General features: G+C 41.1%; 16 protein-coding genes. 10 read left to right on the forward strand and 6 right to left on the reverse strand.

Annotation, left to right across the window (positions count from 1 at the left end):
- Positions 1–4: 4 nt before the first annotated feature.
- Positions 5–1051, reverse strand: a complete 1047-nt coding sequence (gene dusA, locus DFP79_RS04550) for a tRNA dihydrouridine(20/20a) synthase DusA (RefSeq protein ID WP_166637636.1) — start codon at positions 1049–1051, stop codon at positions 5–7.
- A 571-nt stretch (positions 1052–1622) separates the two neighbouring features.
- Between dusA and DFP79_RS04555 the strand changes: the two genes are divergently transcribed.
- The 6 genes from DFP79_RS04555 to umuC all read left to right on the forward strand — a co-directional run bounded on the left by DFP79_RS04555 (position 1623) and on the right by umuC (position 7655).
- Positions 1623–2798 carry a dsDNA nuclease domain-containing protein gene (locus tag DFP79_RS04555; RefSeq protein WP_166637637.1) on the forward strand — a complete coding sequence of 392 codons (1176 nt, stop codon included), beginning with the start codon at positions 1623–1625 and terminating at the stop codon, positions 2796–2798.
- Positions 2795–3277, forward strand: a complete 483-nt coding sequence (locus tag DFP79_RS04560) for a hypothetical protein (RefSeq protein WP_133502743.1) — start codon at positions 2795–2797, stop codon at positions 3275–3277. Before DFP79_RS04555 ends, DFP79_RS04560 begins: the two co-directional genes overlap by 4 nt.
- Positions 3274–5031 carry a synaptonemal complex protein 1 gene (locus DFP79_RS04565; RefSeq protein WP_133502744.1) on the forward strand — a complete coding sequence of 586 codons (1758 nt, stop codon included), beginning with the start codon at positions 3274–3276 and terminating at the stop codon, positions 5029–5031. Before DFP79_RS04560 ends, DFP79_RS04565 begins: the two co-directional genes overlap by 4 nt.
- 445 nt (positions 5032–5476) lie before the next feature.
- Positions 5477–5872 carry a KilA-N domain-containing protein gene (locus DFP79_RS18040; protein ID WP_279526495.1) on the forward strand — a complete coding sequence of 132 codons (396 nt, stop codon included), beginning with the start codon at positions 5477–5479 and terminating at the stop codon, positions 5870–5872.
- Between the two features lie 71 nt (positions 5873–5943).
- Positions 5944–6387, forward strand: coding sequence for a translesion error-prone DNA polymerase V autoproteolytic subunit (gene umuD / locus DFP79_RS04575; protein WP_041647849.1), 444 nt, complete (start codon positions 5944–5946; stop codon positions 6385–6387).
- Complete coding sequence (gene umuC / locus DFP79_RS04580; protein WP_133502745.1) at positions 6384–7655, forward strand: translesion error-prone DNA polymerase V subunit UmuC; 1272 nt, start codon at positions 6384–6386, stop codon at positions 7653–7655. Before umuD ends, umuC begins: the two co-directional genes overlap by 4 nt.
- A gap of 263 nt (positions 7656–7918) precedes the next feature.
- Here umuC and DFP79_RS04585 read toward each other — a convergent pair whose 3' ends face one another.
- Positions 7919–8248 carry a hypothetical protein gene (locus tag DFP79_RS04585; protein WP_133502746.1) on the reverse strand — a complete coding sequence of 110 codons (330 nt, stop codon included), beginning with the start codon at positions 8246–8248 and terminating at the stop codon, positions 7919–7921.
- A 532-nt stretch (positions 8249–8780) separates the two neighbouring features.
- On the opposite strand from DFP79_RS04585, the gene DFP79_RS04590 reads away from it, so the two are divergent.
- The gene (locus tag DFP79_RS04590) at positions 8781–11321 is read left to right on the forward strand and encodes a bifunctional diguanylate cyclase/phosphodiesterase (protein ID WP_133502747.1); all 2541 of its coding nucleotides are present in this window, start codon (positions 8781–8783) and stop codon (positions 11319–11321) included.
- Positions 11322–11331: 10 nt separating this feature from the next.
- A complete protein-coding gene (locus DFP79_RS04595) occupies positions 11332–12621 on the forward strand; it encodes an extracellular solute-binding protein (RefSeq protein ID WP_243730192.1) in 1290 nt (429 codons plus the stop codon).
- 118 nt (positions 12622–12739) lie between these two features.
- Here DFP79_RS04595 and DFP79_RS04600 read toward each other — a convergent pair whose 3' ends face one another.
- Positions 12740–12955, reverse strand: coding sequence for a hypothetical protein (locus DFP79_RS04600; protein WP_133502748.1), 216 nt, complete (start codon positions 12953–12955; stop codon positions 12740–12742).
- 583 nt (positions 12956–13538) lie between these two features.
- Between DFP79_RS04600 and DFP79_RS04605 the strand changes: the two genes are divergently transcribed.
- On the forward strand, positions 13539–14090 hold the full coding sequence (locus DFP79_RS04605; protein WP_133502749.1) for a YaeQ family protein: 552 nt from the start codon (positions 13539–13541) through the stop codon (positions 14088–14090).
- A 20-nt stretch (positions 14091–14110) separates the two neighbouring features.
- Positions 14111–15199, forward strand: coding sequence for a tRNA-queuosine alpha-mannosyltransferase domain-containing protein (locus tag DFP79_RS04610; RefSeq protein WP_133502750.1), 1089 nt, complete (start codon positions 14111–14113; stop codon positions 15197–15199).
- Between the two features lie 100 nt (positions 15200–15299).
- On the opposite strand, the gene DFP79_RS04615 is transcribed toward DFP79_RS04610, so the two are convergent.
- The 3 genes from DFP79_RS04615 to DFP79_RS04625 are packed head-to-tail and all read right to left on the reverse strand — an operon-like array spanning position 15300 to position 18860.
- A complete protein-coding gene (locus tag DFP79_RS04615; RefSeq protein WP_133502751.1) occupies positions 15300–15923 on the reverse strand; it encodes an ATP-binding cassette domain-containing protein in 624 nt (207 codons plus the stop codon).
- Positions 15907–17661: an ABC transporter permease gene (locus DFP79_RS04620; protein ID WP_133502752.1), complete on the reverse strand. Its 1755-nt coding sequence runs from the start codon at positions 17659–17661 to the stop codon at positions 15907–15909. Before DFP79_RS04620 ends, DFP79_RS04615 begins: the two co-directional genes overlap by 17 nt.
- Entirely contained in the window at positions 17661–18860 is a 1200-nt protein-coding gene (locus tag DFP79_RS04625; protein WP_133502753.1) for an ABC transporter substrate-binding protein, read from the reverse strand. Before DFP79_RS04625 ends, DFP79_RS04620 begins: the two co-directional genes overlap by 1 nt.
- Between the last annotated feature and the right edge of the window lie 337 nt (positions 18861–19197).

Genomic DNA, 19197 nt, shown 5'->3' on the forward strand with positions numbered 1-19197 from the left:
CCTTTTATGTGCATGTGTGTTTTGTAGTTTGTTTGCGAACAAGCTCTATTGCTTCTAATAATATATCGATCTTAGCGTCGGTTTTGTGACCGTTCTCAGAAAGGTAGCGTCTAAATTGCTTCCCTCCAGGTAATCCGTGGAAAATACCCAGAATATGGCGAGTCAAATGCATAAGTCGCTCACCCTTTGCGAGCTGATCTTCTACATAAGGAACAAACCTTTCCAACGCCTCAAATCGATCATTAACACAGGGCTCAGAGTGATAAATCTTTGAATCAACCTCGCTGAGGATCCATGGATTGTTATACGCCTCTCGTCCCATCATAACACCGTCTACATGAGCTAAGTGGGAAACGCTCTCATCAATTGTCTTAATGCCACCATTAATTATGATTTCAAGGCTTGGGAAATCTTTCTTTAATTGATAGACATAATCGTACTTTAGAGGTGGAATTTCACGGTTTTCTTTAGGACTTAACCCCTGCAAAATAGCATTTCTGGCGTGTACGATAAATGTACTGATGCCTGTTTCTGCAACGGTTCCCACGAAATCTCTTAAAATACTGTATTCTTGCTGATCGTCTAGCCCAATACGATGTTTAATCGTAACAGGGATGGAGGTTGCGTCTTGCATTGCTTTTAATATATCGACTACTTTATCAGGGTAGGCCATTAAGCATGCCCCGATTAGACTGTTCTGAACGCGGTCGCTAGGGCAGCCTACGTTGAGGTTTACCTCATCATAGTTAAACGTTTCCGCTATCTTAGCGCACTTCGCCAAAGCAACCGCATCCGAGCCTCCGAGCTGCAACGCGATAGGGTGTTCGCATTCATCGTACCTTAAAAAGCGCTCAGGATTATCGCCTTGCAAGATCGCCCCAGTCGTTACCATCTCGGTATAAAGTAACGTATTTTGGGTAAGCGTACGCGCAAAGACCCTGTAATCGCGAGTTGTCCAATCCAGCATGGGCGCAACGGAGAATCGTCTGTCTATTGAACCTTTTGATTTTAAAGGCTCTGAGCAGTTTTTAGTGTCGGTATCTAATAGCATTAATAAGGTCAAATTGGGTGGTATATGGGTAACTTCAGGCGTAAGTCGCTAACGGAGTGCTAAAAGTAGATCTTAAGCACCGTTTTGTGTCTTGAGAGCGCCTTCAAATATATTGCTTTATTATGTCATAAAATTACAGGACGAAGCGACGCTTTTCCTATTTGTATTTGAGTAGGTTCTGAAACCGGCTCCCGATCACCCAACACGCTTACGACCTCCTACACACATTGCCAAAGCGCGGCGACTATATCTTCAAACCCTATGTCATACACACATTAGAGCGCTGGCATCAAATTCATCAGCCACGACATACGCAAACTCGCCCGAGACTGCTGGCAAGACATGGGCATCGACTGGGTCATAGGGGAAATGCTACTCAACCACGAACGGGATGGGTTGGATAAAAGGTACATGCACGCCCATTCCAGAGAACAGATGAAAAGGGCGTTGGGGGAGTGGGGGGGTTGGTGTTTTCACAGTGAAATGGTTATATTTGAGTCAATATTATGAAAATTTTAAAGTATACTGTACATATATACAGCTTTATTTTATTCTGAAAAAGGAGGTTCAGTTGGTATTAGGTTCAGTAAAGCCAAGAGAGCAAGCGGGTAGAAATACATACGATCGTTTCAGAGCTCAGACTCGTTCCGCAGCTATTGCAGCTCTTGCTATATTAGAAGGTGATGTAGATAGAGTTTACTGTGACTTGCATGATGATTTTGTTGTCCGGTATAAACTAAGTAACGGGTATAAATATTGTTTTTTTCAAGTTAAGACTAAGGAAAAATCTAATTATAATTGGACGATCAATGATCTTTTTGGTATTTCAACGAAAAAAACGAAAAAAACAAAAGACCCTATTTCTGTTATAAAGAGTATAAAAGATAGCTATGCTGGGAAAATGTTTTTGCATACTGTAAATTTTCCTAATAGCTGTTCTGAAATAGTATTTCAAACAAATATCACTGTTGATGAAAAAAGTGAAGAGTTTATAAATAATATAATTTCTGGAAATTTTTCAGAAAAAAATGAAAATACTTTGCTTGATAGTTTCAATGAAGTTGTTGGAAGTGCTTATGACGATTTATCACCTAAAGATATAAAAAAATGCCTATCTAAATTAAAAATCCAACAAGATGTTCAATATATTAAAAGTAAAGATCATAGGTTTTCTTCATATGCAATTGAACATATATATAAATATAGTGAAATAGATCTTTCCAGAGCAGAGCGAGAAATAATCGTTTTGAAATTATTGGATTTAGTTTCCAAAAAATCTTCGGGTGTGATTTCTAATTATAATGAAAGTACAATAGAAACTGAATCTGCAATATCTATAAATGATTTATTAAATGTTTTAAGTATTTCGAAAGCAGCATATGAGCTTTTGAAAGTTAATGGCGATGAAGCAGCTATAAAAAGTGTATCGATAATTCAACGAGCGCTTAATAGTACAAATGCAGATTCTGATCAAATTATGTTTTGTGCAAAATGCAAAGTTTCATGGGATGCTTGGTGGCTTCGAAACAGAAATAACTTACCAGAATATAAATTGATGTCTATTAGAGATAAAGTCAATAAAACATTGAAAAGTGTTGTTAGCTTTAATGAAGTTGATTTTGATGAAATGATAAAAAATCTTGAAAGTCTTAAAGACGAACTTGAATCTAATGTATTATTATTTGATTTAAGCATGGAAGAACTTATCGGAGCTTTTTTTTCAGAGCTAAGTAAGGTGATTAAATGAATTATGATGTTTTTAAAGACAGTTTGAAGAAAAATCCAATTACCTTAGAAGTCGGTGATTTTTCTGAAGATAAAAAAAACACTTTAGATAATGAAGCACTTTTTCAGCTTCCTTTTATTGCTATGACTATTTTGATGATATCAAAGGGAATGTCGAAGCCTTTAGTCTCTGAACTAGGTAGACTTGTAGGTGAATGTCTTGAACAATCAATGCCAGCTTTTAAAAAATCTAATCAACACATTGCTTGGTCTGCAAATCTTAGAGTTAGAACAGTTAAAGCTATGAGCTTTTTAGAAATGGCTGATCTAATAGAGATTGAAAATATAAATGGTAAGGTTAGAATCACTGATTTAGGGAAAAAGGTTATTTCTAGGGCACTTGAAGATGAATATTCTTACCTCTATTGTACTTTAAATAATATAGCAAGGAACTACAGGAATATTAATAAAGCTAGTAAATTAGAGCTGAGGTTAAATTGAAATTTTTAAAATTAAAAATAGATTCAAAAGGACGTGAAGGTCTAGAGACTGAAGATCTAATCTTTGGCGATCATTTTACTCAGCTACACGGTCCAACTGGGACAGGTAAGACTCCATTAGTAAGATCTATTGCTTATTGTTTAGGGTGTTCTGTTAAATTTAGGCAAGAAGTTTATGATAGATGTAATTCTGCTAATCTTACCTTCAGTGTTTTAGGTGAAATCTATAAAGTAAAACGTTTTTATATAAAAGGTAAGAAGTTTGAATTGGAATTGACCGATCCTTCTGGAAAAATAATACCATTTTACGAAGAGAAAACTTATTCAGATTTTTTATTTGATTTGTTAGGGATAAAAAATCGGGATCTCATTTCAAATTCAGGTGAGAAAGTAGTTGGTTATATTTCAACAGTGTTGCCTCTTTTTTATGTGAATCAAGATGAGGGTTATTCATCAGTTTATAAGAGTGAATCTTCTTTTATAAGAGACCAATTTTCAGAGATGATCAGGTTGTCTTTTTCTCTTCCTGAAAAAAACTCCTTCAATATTAAGAAAAATAAAATTCAAGCAAATAAAAAGTTAGAAGCTTTGGATTTGCTTGTTTCAGAAAAAAAGAATAGGTTAGATATTCTAATTGAAACTGTTGGAATAACTAGAGAGTCATCATCCTTAGAAAATGAGATAGAAAAGTTAGAAGTTGAACTTGAGCGAGTCAGCAATGTTAATTCAAGTAGTGAAGATACACTTACTGCGATTGATCAAATGTTACATGCTAAAAAGACTAGGGCTAGAGAAGTTCTTAATCAGCTTAATTCAGTTAAAAATAGAAGATATGGCTTTCAACAGATTGTTGAAGATATAAATACTGAAATTGAAACACTAAGCCTTAATGAGGAAGCTCGTAGAGTATTTATGTCATTTGGAGATGTATGCTCTAGTGCTGGTTGTCAGCTTTTTTCTAAAAGCTCTGATTCATACGCTAAAAATCTCTTGTATTTAAAGGACCAAATTAAAGATTTAAAAAATAATGATATACATGATGATAGTCTTGAAAAATCCTTATCTACAGAGCTGAAAATTATAGAAAAGGATGTGGTTGAATTAGAAAATGAAAAAACTAAACAAATTGAAGGTTCAAAGGATAAGATTGATTTCAAAATAATTTCAGATTTAAAGTTAGAACTTTTTAAGTTACATTCTGAGTTGTTTGATTCCAATAAAGTTAAAGGTTCTGAAAATCAATATATTGAAGTGTTAAATAGAAGGGATGAAGCATTAAATGCATTAGAAGCTTTTAAAACAGATGGAAAAGTTGACCTTCGTTTAGCTGAACTAAAGAAAAATTTAAGATTGCTTTTTATAGATTGGTTAGGCCAGCTCGAAACATCTAACATTAGTCATGATGTTACGTTTAAAAATGATTTTGAACCAGTACTGGGGGAAGAATCAGTAAGCCAACTTTCTGGGAGTACTGGATCTAGAACTGTTTTAGCATTTCATGCCGCATTGCTAGAAATGGCAGCGACTAGATCACCTTTTAATTTTCTTATATTGGACGCTCCGAAACAACATGAAACCGAAAATGTTGATTTAGATCGATATATGTTAAGACTTAAAGAAATTTGTAAGGAATATAATTTGCAGGTGATATTTTCTGCAACCGAATATGAGTATAAAGGCGACAGTCAAGATGTAGAGTGGAAGCCAAAATATCTTGTAGGTAAAAAAGAAATGTTTATGAGGAAACCGATTTAATTTTTCTTATACATTTACTTTCTTATCTATTCAGTTGACCTCTCTCCCTTCCTGATCTACTATTTCCCGACACTGGCAAAATCCAGTGTCGGGATTGAGACCCCGTTTTACAACAGCGGCCTAGAACACGCTCCGCGTGTTTTTTTGTGGCCGAAATCCGCCTGTTATGGTGGGTCTATTTTGGGCTAGCTTTGGCTAGGCCGTTCCGACGGGCGGTTGTACTAACCTGATTTAAGTCCACCACCTTAATTGAGATTAGTACCTCTCTAGGGTGGTCAAACTTCGACCGTAGGTGGCCAATGATGGCAATCACTTAATGATTGCTTCAAAAGACATCCGCACACTCGACGGATTGTATTCCATTAATGATCTTCATAAAGCGGCTGGCTCAGAATCGCGCCATTTACCCGCTCAGTTCCTAAGAAACCAATAAACAAAAGAATTAATAGCTGAAATTGATATCTATGCTAACTCGCATAGTTTAGCGCTAAATAAAAATCTGGGTAGAAGTGGCGGCACTTGGGTGTGCAAAGAGTTGGTTTACGTTTACGCCATGTGGATCAGTCCTAAGTTCAACCTAGAAGTGATTCGCGCCTTCGACCAAGCTCAAACAGAACAACCGCCAGAACCCACCCAGCAAAGTTTACCCGCACCGATCCAAGACGACGAAAAACTCAAACTCATTAACGACGTTGCCAAATCTTTAGGCATTACCGAAAGCATCGCTGTCGTCTCCGCTACCGACATCATGGCCATGATCCAAACCAACCCCGCATGGGTCGACCAAACCATTGAACGCGTGAAAACCGCAACGGGTCGGGGTTTTGGTGATGGGATATAACAAAACTTTTTCTTGAGCGAATGTGATAGTTATCGTTATGCTGTATGGATATACAGTATTTGGTGTTTGCTATGCGTGTTACTTACCTTGGGTCGGCGGAATCGTCGGCTTTTTTGTCTTCGAACAAAATGCAGATTCCGCTTTATGTCGAGTCTGTGTCTGCCGGGTTTCCGTCTCCAGCACAGGATTTTGTTGAGCGTACGCTTGATTTAAACGAGTTGTGCATTCAACACCCCAGTGCAACGTTTTTTGTACGTGCTCAGGGGGATTCGATGATAGAAGCGGGGATTCATTGCGGGGATGTTCTGGTGGTCGATCGCTCGCTAACGTCTAAACATGGCGACATCGTTATTGCGTGTGTGCATGGGGAAATGACTGTTAAGGTATTGGAGTTAATGCCTGCTGTCGCGCTGCGACCACGTAATAAAGCGTACCCTGTTATCCCTATCTCGGAAGAAAGCGGTTTAGAGGTGTTTGGTGTTGTCACTGGAGTCGTGCGTAAGATAGAACGATGAGCACGGTCTTTGCGTTGGTTGATTGTAATAACTTCTATGCAAGCTGCGAGAAGTTGTTCCGCCCAGATCTAAAATACAAACCCGTTGCGGTGCTGTCGAATAATGACGGTTGCATTGTCGCGCGCTCAAAAGAGGTAAAAGCGCTCGGTATTAAAATGGGCGTGCCCGTCTTTAAGATTCGAGACGAGATCGAAAAGTACGGTATTGTCTGTTTCTCGTCGAATTATGCGCTGTATGCGGATCTATCAAATAGGGTAATGACGCTATTAGAAGAGGAGGCGCCGCGTGTTGAGGTGTATTCGATTGATGAGGCGTTTATGGATTTATCAGGCATTGAAACCGCGATAGATTACGAAGCCTTTGCTCGTCGCGTAAAACATAAGATTGATACATGGACAGGCATTGCGGTTGGTATCGGCATTGCGCCCACTAAAACACTTGCCAAGCTTGCTAACTATGCCGCCAAAAAGTACACCGCAACGGGTGGTGTGGTGGATTTAATGGAGGCAGAGCGACAAAGAAAACTCATGGCATTGGTTGAGGTCGGAGACGTGTGGGGTGTCGGTCGTCGAATCTCTGAGAAGTTGAGAGCGCTAGGCATTCACACTGCGTTGGATCTCGCAGACAGCGACCCGAAATCACTTCGGAGTGAGTTCTCTGTTGTGTTGGAGCGCACGATCCGTGAATTGAATGGCGTGTCGTGTCTTGAGCTTGAAAGCGTTGCCCCCACTAAAAAGCAGATTGTATGCAGTCGCTCGTTTGGGAACCGAATAACGGATAAAGCCGAGCTACGAGAAGCTATTGCCAAATACACGACCCGCGCGGCGGAAAAGCTAAGAGGAGAGAAGCGGCTTGCAAGAGTGGTGCAGGTGTTTATTCGGACTGGTGTGTTTAACCCGAATGATCCAAGGTATTCCAATTCGTTAAGCGTTGAACTCCCAAACCCGACGGACGATACGAGAGACCTGCTAGAAGCCACCGATGTTCTCTTTCGGCGAATTTTCAAAGCGGGGTTTCGTTACGCAAAAGCAGGCGTAATGCTTAGTGACTTTTACGAACACGGCACCTTTCAGGCTGATTTATTTCGTTCTAACGCGCAACGCGACAATGCAAAACATCTAATGGAAGTGGTTGACCGCATCAACCACAGCGGCCTTGGTAACGTCTTCTTCGCCGCCCAAGGCACGACACCACAATGGTCAATGAAACGCGACCATCTATCACCGGCTTATACGACTAGGTGGGAGGACTTGCCTAGGGTGAGGTGAGGGGGAGAAACATTTTCTAAATGTCGCTGCTAATCGTTTTTATTGTAGTCGTTGTATTTATTAGTGCTTTAACTAATTCAGGGTCAGCGAAATCTAACAGTCCCCATTAATAAATTCTGGCGGCACTCAAAAAAGCAGGTTGCGTGTGTGAATTGTGGTGCTACTGGGAAGGTTTGGAAAACATATATAGAGCCTGAAAAATATCCCAGCCAGTCCGTTTGTGCTTAGACCTTGTACCTCTAGTCCCTTCCGTTATCTAGTCACTAAATTTTGCTCGATCTATGAACATAGTAGGTCCAATCTTGCGCGCCTATCGTGTTTAGAGCGTCGATGAACTTTTGTTCTTTCATGTGTTCGGAAAGACGATTTTTTGCCATAAGTTTACCCATTAAACGGTGCTGGTGAGCATTCGCGATGTGAAAGCTCTGTGCGGGCGAGCCCAAATTCTGGCTGGTTTGAGGTGTGATTATCACCTCTTTGTGAAAAGCTTTGTTCGACGGGACGGCAGTATCTGCATAACTGTACGATACAGTTGAGAAAAGTATGATGGTGATCAATCTGCGAGTTGTAACTAGATTAAGTCCGTTTTTCATAATGTCACTTTGTGTCTGCTGCCGCTTTAATTTTGTGGTGATCTTTGATTATTAGTGCTTAAACGGTAAAGAATTAGATCTCGTTTGTCGATTACACGGCATTACACATAGCATTAGGAGGGTGTGTCATATTTATTTAATAATGTTGTGGTAGCTTGGAAAGATGGCCGTTCTCTTTGTTCCGTCGGCCAGTATTAGATGTGTACAATACTTCTGTTCGGCCAGTTACTTAAATAAGTGGTTTTTGATTGTTGAAATCGTGATCAAGACGATGCGCTGATTGAGAATTGGTTGCTATAAAGAAATTGCAAATACGAAGCGAATAGCGTTCTCGAAATTGTTAGTGTAAGACGTTACGCAATCTAAATTTTGATCTTTACATCAATGAGTTAAAAAAAGTTGCTGGTTTTTTGCGCTAGGGCAAGTTTTGTCTGCTTTTTGCATATTGTTTTCTTATATTTAACTTAAAGATAATACATGTGTTTAAGTGGTATGAGCTATACTTTGGAAAAACGTTTCGAGACAAGTTGTAATGTCCTCACTCGACAATAAAAAGCTAATCAGATTAATCCGTTATGCCCCCGTCGCGGTGGTGTGCCTGTTCTCTATTGCCGTTATCGCAATTGCAATTCAGGATAATCGTGAAAAGGCTCTGCACAGTTCGAATAGTCTAAGAGAAGAGTTGCTAAACCAGCGACGAGAAGTTGTGCGCTCGCAAGTTCACCAAGTCTATAAACAACTCATTGTTGAAAAGTCTCAGATACGCTCACAGTTGGAAGCCTACTCCAAACAGCGGACTTATGAGGCATACGGTATTGCCCATCATATTTACGCCAATAATTACAACAGACCTCAAGAAGAAGTATTAACCCTTATTGCTGAAGCGCTTCGGCCTATCCGTTTTTCCAACGGCAGGGGCTATTATTTTATGCTGGATAAAAACGCTAATATTAATTTGCACAGTGCTCAGCCGGAGTTAGAAGGACAGAATCTGTGGAATTCGGTAGACAGTAATGGGGAGTTCTATGCCAGAAAGCTTGTTGAAGTTGCCCAAACACGGGGCGAAGGTTTTTTACAGTGGCGCTTCCCTAAACCCGGAGCTTCTCTAGAACAAGACTGGAGAAAAGTAGGCTTTGTTAAAGATTTCGAACCGTACCATTGGACAATAGGGACAGGCGAATATCTTTCTGACGGTGTCAATGATGTGAAAAATCGTTTGATAGAGTGGTTTTCGGATTATGAATACGGTGAAGGTGGTTATTTCTTTGTAATTAACAAAACGACTGGCGCTATCTTGTCGTTGCATCACAATGATTTCATGGGCTTGGATTTTCAGGTAGGGAAACACATTGACGATGAGCTTCATTCGAAGATATTAGAGCAGCTCACTCACGGCGGTGGTTTCATTACTTTCCAAAAACCTTTAACACTCAGTGGTGACGTACAATTAGAGCAGGTTAGCTATGTCAGAGAAATAAAAGGGTGGGATTGGGTTATTGGTACAGGGTTCAGTACGGGGAGCTTTGAAAAGTACTTAAGATTAAAAGAAGAGCAGCTGGACGAGTTTAATAATAAGAGTCTTTCTAAGCTCATCGTCCTCACACTTATTTCGACATTGTTCCTTACGATTGTCTCTTTGTATGTTAGCAACTTGATCGCTAGACGATTTGAGATGTTTCAATCTCGCATCACCAAGGATTTTAATGAATTAAATAAAACGAAAAACAGAATGGAGTACATGGCGCTCCATGATGAGCTGACAGGGTTGCCGAACCGTGTTTCATTGATTAAGGAAATTAACAAGGGCGTCAGTTATGCGCGTGATATGAAGTGTCGTCTTGCTGTGATGTTTGTCGATTTAGACAACTTTAAAAATGTAAACGATTTATACGGTCATGGTGTCGGCGATCAGTTGTTAGAGGTTGTCAGTCGTAAGTTTGAATCGTTGATTGGAAACCGTGATTTGGTTTCCCGTTTTGGAGGGGATGAATTTATTTTTTGCTTTCCAAGATTAAAGGATGCAGAAGAGGCGCGGCAAATCGCAACAAATATTCACGCGATATTGGCGGAAGCAATCATCATCGATGGGCGAGTGTTAACGACAAGCTGTAGTATCGGTGTTTCCATGTTTCCAGAAGACAGTAACGATGCTGAAACCCTGATCTCAAAAGCCGATACCGTATTGTATCGCGCTAAAGCGACCAACAGAGGCAGTACTTTATTCTATGATGATAGTGTAAGAGAGCAGATCAAATATAGAATGACCATTGAAGACGAATTGGTGCGCGTGATTGGTCGTGGGGAAATGTACATATGTTACCAACCCCAAATTGATGTGAATGAAAATAAAGTATATGCGGTTGAAGCGTTAGCTCGCTGGAAAAACGAAAAGCTGGGTTTCGTTCCCCCTGATAGCTTTATATCGGTTGCGGAAGAAACGGGTTTTATTCATACACTTGGTCTTTATCTGTTTAAAAAGGCTTGTAAGGGGTTAGTTGACGAGTTTCCAAATGGAATGAATGCTCCTATGTTGTCATTTAATGTCTCGCCGCTACAAATATTTGATCCATCTTTTTGCGATAACACCGTTCGAATATGCCGCGAGATCGGTATTAGCCCTAAAAGAATCACACTTGAGATTACTGAAAATATTCCGATTAATGATTTGAAGAACGTGCTGCCGTTTTTGGAAGAACTGAGAGGCGCGGGTTTTGGGCTGTCTTTAGATGATTTTGGTACTGGCTATTCGTCGTTGAGTTACATCAATACACTTCCTCTTACTGAAATTAAGATTGATCGTTCGTTTATTAATCAGTTTTTACGGAATGATCAAACGCAGATGCTTGTTAAAATGATTTTAGGGATCGGTCAGTCCTGTGGAACACGCGTCGTGAGCGAGGGAGTAGAGACTGCCGAGGAGCTTGAAAAGTTGAAAGAACTGGGCTGTGACCTAGTTCAAGGGTATTACTTTGATGCACCGATAACCATCGAAGAATTGGCTAAAAAGTGCACTGAAAATTTGGGGTACGGTTTACCTTGTGATGATGACTGCTACAGTATAAAAGACAACTAGGCAGGCAAATATGAGTTTAATCGAATTTACAAAAAACCAATTTGTAGCGTTGATGTGTTTAATGTGCAGTGCGTGTTTTTCATCCTATCTGAGCGCTGCTCCAACACAGGTTTCTCTTTGGCGTCATGTTGCTGGCGACGCTGAAATGAACGCCTCACTTTCTGTTATTGAGCGTTTTAATGAGAGTCAGGATCGCTGGGAAGTGGTACCTGATTTTATTCCCGAACGGGCTTATACACAGTCAATAAACGCCGCGGCAGGTGCAGACTTGTTGCCGTGTATCATAGAGATTGATCAACCACTTGTGCCGTATTTCGCTTGGAAAGGCGCTTTGCATCCACTTGAAACGCTGATTGATCGTAATTTACTGGATTCGATCAATGAATCGGGTAAAGGGCTTTACCGTTCTAATGTATATTCCGTCGGGCAATTTGATGTCTCATTGGTAATCTTTACTCGGAAATCTTTGTTAAAGCGCCTTTCGTTAAGAACGCCAACGGTCGATCACCCTTGGGATCGACAAGAGTTTGAAAAAGCGTTATATGCAATTAAGAATACCGGAGAGTTCGAATATTCGGTCGATTTGCGTGCAGATGAAAGAACGGAGTGGGTATCGTACGCATGGGCTCCATTGATGTTTTCTTGGGGTGCGGATCTAATCAATCGTGACAATTATCTGGATGCAGAAGGCGTATTAAATTCTCAGGAAGCCGTTGGTTTTGGGAGCTGGCTACAGTCGCTTCAGCAGCAGGGTTTTGTGCCTGAATCTCTCGATGACGGTGCATTTATCGAAGGTACGGTTGGAATGCTTTATTCCGGATCTTGGATGCTCCAAGAATATGAAAAAACCTTTGGAGATGACTTAGCGGTATTACCCGTTCCGGACTTAGGAAATGGTGTTACGATTGGGGGAGGGTCATGGCATTGGGCGATTACAAATACATGCCAACATCCTGAAGGAGCAAAAGAGTTTTTGTCTTTTTTGCTTGCGCCTGAAGAGCTTGCGACGGTGTCAGGAACGGCGTCGTTGTTTCCCACTTCAGAGCGTGCCGCAGAATTAACAACAGACTATTCAGCCCAAGGTAAGTGGCGAGAAGTGTTTGAGATGTCTGCTATGTATTCGAAGCTTCGTCCGGCGACGCCTGCCTATTCTGCGATTTCATCCAATTATCGAAAAGCCATGACTAGTATTATTAAGGGGATGGATCCAAAGACTGCGTTAGATTTGGCGGTTGAAAATATTGAAGCGGCCATGGCGCGAAATAGAAATTATGGGTTTAGCGTAAGCACTCCACAATAAATGACGAGACGTTATTTTTAAACTAGGGTATGCGAATAGTGTTTTATTGACATACCCTGCATGACCTTCCTGGCCTAAAGTTCGCGCAATACCTAATCCCTTTGGTATTGCGCTTTATTTAACCATCCAAAGGCAACCGGCTTGGCGGTGCTTTTACAGTCTCCGCGTTGTTTTCTTTGTCAGCAGAGTTGCCAGATAATGGTCTGATGCGTCCTTCTTCGCGATAGAAGCCGATATCTTTTAAACTGTGGTTATCAAGCTGTTTAAAAGAGGCTTCGTATTGACGACGAATAAAGTATTCTTTAGCTGCGTTAATAAGTGCAATAAGGCTCATAAGTTTCTCCCAAAAAATGGTTTATAAACGGAACTTACGAGGTTTCTTTCAAAGATAGGATGACCGCGTAAATTCCGCGATCAATGGTGTAATAATTACACAGACATTAAGCGCGAGGGGTAAGAACAGCGATTGCTTCGAATATTCTTAATATGCATAGAGAGGCCCCAAATAATGGAAAAAGTTATTTTCATCATTGTATGCCTCCTATTCTCTTGCGTTAATTCTGCGTCACTCTGAGTTGTTTCTCAGTGTGTGCTTCCGTGTAATTTGCTCGTTTGAGCACATATATTGAGCAATATTTATTGCTTTATGTCAACGCATTATATGCAAATAACTAAAATTAATTTCCTGACGGATTTTGCTTAGTAAGCATTTTGAAGACGTTAACATTTTGGCTCCGATTGGCGTTCGATTTAAGGAAAAAAGACCATTTGAGGGATTATCAGTGTTGCATTTAGAAACAATGACTTACAATGCAACCCATACAGTCAAAATTATTTTCTAGTAAATGATAAACACAGTGTTTAAGGCGCAGCGGTCTACTTCGCTCTCTCCAATACTGTGCTGAATAAAGGTTCCTATGGCGATTAATTCCACAGTTTATAAAGCATCGATTCAAGTTTCTGATATGGATCGAAATCACTATCAATCGTACGATCTAACGCTTGCATTGCACCCTTCAGAAACGATTGAGAGGATGATGGTTCGTTTGTTCGCATTTTCAATGCTTGCCGACGAAAAAGAGGGGGTTGAACAGCTTTCATTTTCCAAAGGTCTGAGTACCGATGATGAGCCGGATTTATGGCAAAAGAACTTTTCTGATGACATTTTGTTATGGGTTGAGCTTGGTCAGCCAGATGAGAAGAGAATGCGTAAAGCGTGTGGCCGTTCTCAGTCTGTCGTAGTGGTTAATTACCATGAAAAGTCGGAAATTTGGTGGAAGGAGATGAAAAGTAAATTGTCTCGCTTTTCAAACTTGCGCACGCTTTCACTAAAAGAAGAGGAAGTTGGCGCGTTGCAGGCGTTGTGTGAAAGAACCATGCACCTTAGCGTAACGGTGCAAGACGGTGAGTTTTGGATTGCTTCTGATGCTGGCAGTTGTACGATCAAACCTGAATGGCGTAGCTATTAAAACGTGCGTTAAATAACATCGTGAAGATCCTCCTTATTAGCGCGTACCATGCTCAAAGCCATAAAGCGTGGGCAGATTCTATAAAAGAAATGCTAAATCATGTTGAGTGGGCAGAGGCGATTTTGCCTGCTCACTATTTCTCGTGGCGTATTAGAGGCAATGCATTAGGGTTTGCATACGCTTCGGAGTTTCGAGAGATATTCTCTCAGAAGTACGATCTAGTAATAGCAACGTCCATGACGGATGTGGCTGGCTTAAAAGCATTTCTTCCAGCGTTGGCGACGGTTCCTTGGTTGTTGTATTTTCACGAAAATCAGTTTGATTACCCATCAAGCCGCTTTCAGAAAGGCATTGTTGAGATGCAAATGGTAACGCTGTACTCCGCGTTGGCTGCTGATGTGTGTGTTTTTAACAGCGCATACAATCGAGACAGCTTTTTGTCGGGCGTGTCTCAGTTACTCAAAAAATTACCGGACTATACCGGAGAAAATTGTCCTGCGGTTTTGCGTGAAAAATCTAAGGTCATATCTGTTCCGATCGCTCAAGACGTTGTTGATTTTGCGCAGTACAGCCCAAAGCAGAAACGTGTTCCGCATATAATTTGGGCTGCGCGATGGGAGTACGATAAAGGGCCAGATCGATTGTTGGCTGTGCTAAGGCAGCTAAAACACGATGGGTTTGAATTCAAATTATCGGTTCTTGGGCAAGGATTTCGTAATCAACCTGATGAGTTTTCTATTATAGCGGAAGAGTTCAAAGACCATATTTTGAACTTTGGCTTTTTATCAAGTCGGGAGGACTATTTAGCGACCTTAGCGCAGGGTGATATTTTTCTCTCTACAGCCTTACATGAATTTCAAGGGTTGAGTGTTATCGAAGCCGTTTCACAAGGCTGTAGGCCTGTATTGCCAAGACGTCAGGTTTATCCTGAGTTATTTGGAGATGATTTTACCTACCCCGAAAGTAAGGATATAAAAGCGGAGGCTGCATCAGCAGTGGCGCTTATTAAATCGATTGAACCTGTTTGTTTACCTGAGACCCTTCGTTTCACACAAGAGGTTCTAAAACCCCAATACGAGTCTCTTATCCACTCATTGGTGTTTCGTTGAGCGCTGACGGTCACTGCTTTATAGCTCACTAATGGGCAGTTTATATCTAATCTGTTAATAGCTATTCTGTTTATAGGCGAGCTTTTTATAGATGAACTCTCTATAGATGAACAATGCTCCCCCCCATTGCGCTTGCGTCGTCAGGATCGTGTGTAACAACGATGGTTGGAATGTTTGCCTGTTTAATCTTCTCTTTGACAAATTCCCGCGTCGTTGTACGCAACGTAGCGTCCAGTTTACTAAAAGGCTCGTCGATCAATAAGCATTTTGGCTCTGCTAAAAGCGTTCTTAATAGTGCGACTCGAGCTTGTTGTCCACCGGATAGAGTATCGGGTAGCTTGTTCTCTTGTCCTTGAAGCTCAAGGTCACGAATTGCATTGATTACCTTTTGGTGACGCGTTTTATTTTCATAAAGATTTGGCACTGCAAACAGCAAATTTTCAGCAATCGTCATATGCGGAAATAGCAATGGAGTCTGCTGCATTAGGCCAATTCCACGGCGATGCGGGACAACGGATGTTAACGTTGTATCATTGAGAAGTATGTCGCCAACTGCGCTTAGATCCGATGCAATTGTGCCGCTAATGTAAGCCAGCAAGCTGGATTTTCCAATTCCAGAGGGACCCATAATAGTGAGTATTTCGCCTTTATCTACCTCGAATGAAAGAGAATCGATTAGGCATTTTGACTGAGAGTGAAGCGAAAAATTACGTACGATTAGCAAATTGACCTCGTAAAATGCTTTTAAGTTTTAAGCGCCAAGACGTCCAGTGAATTGGAATTGTATGAGCCGCGAAAAAAACGAGTATAGGAAAGATAATCTGAACCAGTGCAAATACACCGACTTTTTTCCGGTCTCCGCTTGTTGCTAGGGTAACGGCTTCTGTTGTCAAGGTTGTAATGCGTCCTTCTCCTGCGATCAAAGTGGGTAGGTATTGCGCCATACTGACAGAAAAACCGATAGCAAAGGCAGTGCAGAGAGAAGCTTTTAGCATAGCAAGTTTAATTGTTATGAAGTTTATCGCAGGCTTATGATTGAGGCGATTGGCTTCCAGCAAATAGGCTTGATTGTAGCTTTGGTAGGGAGCGGACAGCGTTAAGTACACATAAGGCAATACGTACAATAAATGCATAGCAATGACGGACGAATATCGACCATTTGCATCGAACGAAATAAGCAGTACTTGAATACCAAACAGAAAACCGATTTGAGGGAGTAAAATAGGCAAATACATGAGAAATAAGAGCGGCTTTTGGCTGTAAAAATTTCCAAAAAACCTTTTATTCGCTGCGAATGTTTTGGCATTACTTCGAAGAAGTTCAAGAATAAAGATGGATACGACTAATGCAATAAGTGTTGATGTGATGGCGATAATCAGTGTTTGAATCGTCGTGGAGGATAATACTGGCCATGCTTGTGCAATATTGGAAAAACTGACTTGGCTTGGAAGGGCATCTGGAAAGCGCCAACGTTTGGCAATGGCCCAAATAGGCAGAATCACCAAGGATAAAAATGAAATTACGAACGAGGCAGCTCCGCCCAAAGCGCCAATTAAAAGAAGTAAATCTCCTATTCCTGATCGTTTTCCGTTTATGCGTTCCCGCCTTGCCATTTTTTGGAGCAAGAAACGTGTCAGCTCCCAAACAAAAATGATGCCGGCGATGAGCAAGACAAGCATGATGGCGCCTGCGCTGGCGACATAACGATATGAAAGATCTGAATCGTTAAACCAGCTCAATAGCAAAACGGCGAATGTAGTGGGTGTGTTGGGGCCGATGATCAGTGCCATATCAACCACAGTAAGACTAAAAGAAAGGACGATTAAAATAGGGAGTCGTATAAGTGGGTAAAGTTGAGGTAAAAGTATTTTTCGCCATGTCGTCAGTCTCGAATATCCTAAACTTTGACAGGTTTCTAGCGTTTGAGACGGTTTTAGTTGATAGATTGCCGCTGCCACGACGAACAGTAGATAAGGTGTTTCTTTTATGATTAAGGCGAGCGTTAAGGTAAGACCAAATGGGTCTTGAACGGTAATCCAATTCGGAGGCCGAAGAAACCCCGTTAGTTCCGGACTGATGATCCTCAGTAACCAACCAGACGGGCTGAGTAAAAATAGAAGGCCAATCGCAATCGAAGCATGCGGAACGGAAAGTATCGGAGAAAGAAGGCTTTGAAGGCGTTTATACCATTGAGTCTGATAAGTGATGGCGACCAGTGAAATGGATAGCCATACAGACATTATGGTGACCATTACGCCCGTAAATACGCTCAAAAGTACACTGCTTAACAACCCGGGTGCGCTGAAAAGTTGCTGCCAGTAGTGCAGCGTCCAATTCTGAGCGCCTAGTGCAGGGAAGTATCCAAACGCTGGAAATAATATGCCAAACAAACCGATGATAATAGGCGCTCCTAAGAGGCCTATTATCATGATGTAAGCTGGCGAGAGTAGCGTTTTAGTCATTAATTAGCGTAGCGTTTCTGCCACTCTTTTTCTAATGCGCCCATCCAACTGCTGTGCGGTTCAGGTAGGGTTTTTCCTAATTCTGAAATCGACAATGTTGCAATGCCTTTCGGTAGGTCATCGAAGCGTTGTTTATCTTCGTTGTTCAGTTTGTCATAAGCCAATACGCTTAAATCGCCCCAAACGGTAGGGTGTTGCTTGTGTGCCTGTGCTTCAGGAGACAATAGGAAATTAGCGACGACCTGAGCGCCAGCCGAAGATTGGCTATTATAAGGAATGGCTAAAAAGTGTGTGTTGCCAATAGTACCGTTTGTAAAAACGTAAGATCGGGTTGATTCAGGTAGGTTGCCTTTGTTGATTTGGACTGATGCCGCAGAGATATCGAAACTGAGCGCAACATCTATTTCTTGATCGTCTAATAATCGAATCATTTCCTCTGAGTTTTTAGGGAATGAGCGGCCATTTCGCCAAGCGACAGGGTGCAGTTGATCTAGATAGTGCCATAAAGGTGCTGTCACCTTATCAAAATCAATGGTCGATACGGGTTGGGATAATGCTTTTCTGTACGGCGTTAGCTCGTATAGAGCCTGTTTTAAAAAAGTCGACCCTAAGAACTGTGGTGGTCTAGGGTAGGTGATGCGGCCGTTGTGCTTCTTGGCATACGTTAGTAGTTCCTGAGTGCTTTTTGGAGGTGTTTCAAGTGTTGCAGTGTCGTACATAAAGATAACTTGAGCCATGCCCCATGGCGCTTCCATTCCGTCAACGGGTGTCCCAAAATCCAGTGTAAGGCTTTGTCGAGCGTTAGGGTCTACATAAGCTTTGTAGTTAGGTAGCGAATCCGAAAAAGGACCGTATAGCAAACCTTTGTCTTTCATGGAGCGGAAGTTCTCGCCGTTTATCCACATAAGATCGATTGAACCGAGGGTGTTTTTGTTGGCGGCTTTTTCTGCAATGACGCGGTTAACTGCATTGGCAGTATCCGTTAATTTAACGTGCTTAACTTCGACATCATATTTTGCTTCAATTTTATCCGCAGCCCATTGAATATAGGCATTGATATTATCAGAGCCACCCCATGCATTAAAATAAACGGTTTCTCCTTTGGCATCTGCGACAGTGTCTTGCCAATCTGCGTGTGCAAGATTTCCAAAAAGTGAAAGGGCGCCACTTAAAGTGAGCGCTGCGATGGGTTTTAGCATTTTTATCTCCTGAAAGAATACGAATTCATAACTTATGACGTATTGATTACTTAAGTTATTACAATGTGTTAGTTATTTTTCAATAAAAATCTAAGTGCTCATGAAGTTCGTTCGATTTTAGAGTAAAATTCCGCGATATACAGTCATTTTTGTGAAATGTGTATACAGTTTTCCTTTTGTGACCTCTACCGCGATGTGAAGGTAAAGTCTCAGCGTTTTTGGGGCTTATTCGATAGATTCTCATCTTGTATCCAAAGTGATGAGCGGTAAAACTGCTGCTGCTAAACTAATTCATAGACTGCTTTATTTTTTGAATTTTGCAGTGTTGCCTATTTCT

This window comes from Marinomonas balearica, assembly GCF_004362145.1.
Classification (GTDB): domain Bacteria; phylum Pseudomonadota; class Gammaproteobacteria; order Pseudomonadales; family Marinomonadaceae; genus Marinomonas; species Marinomonas balearica.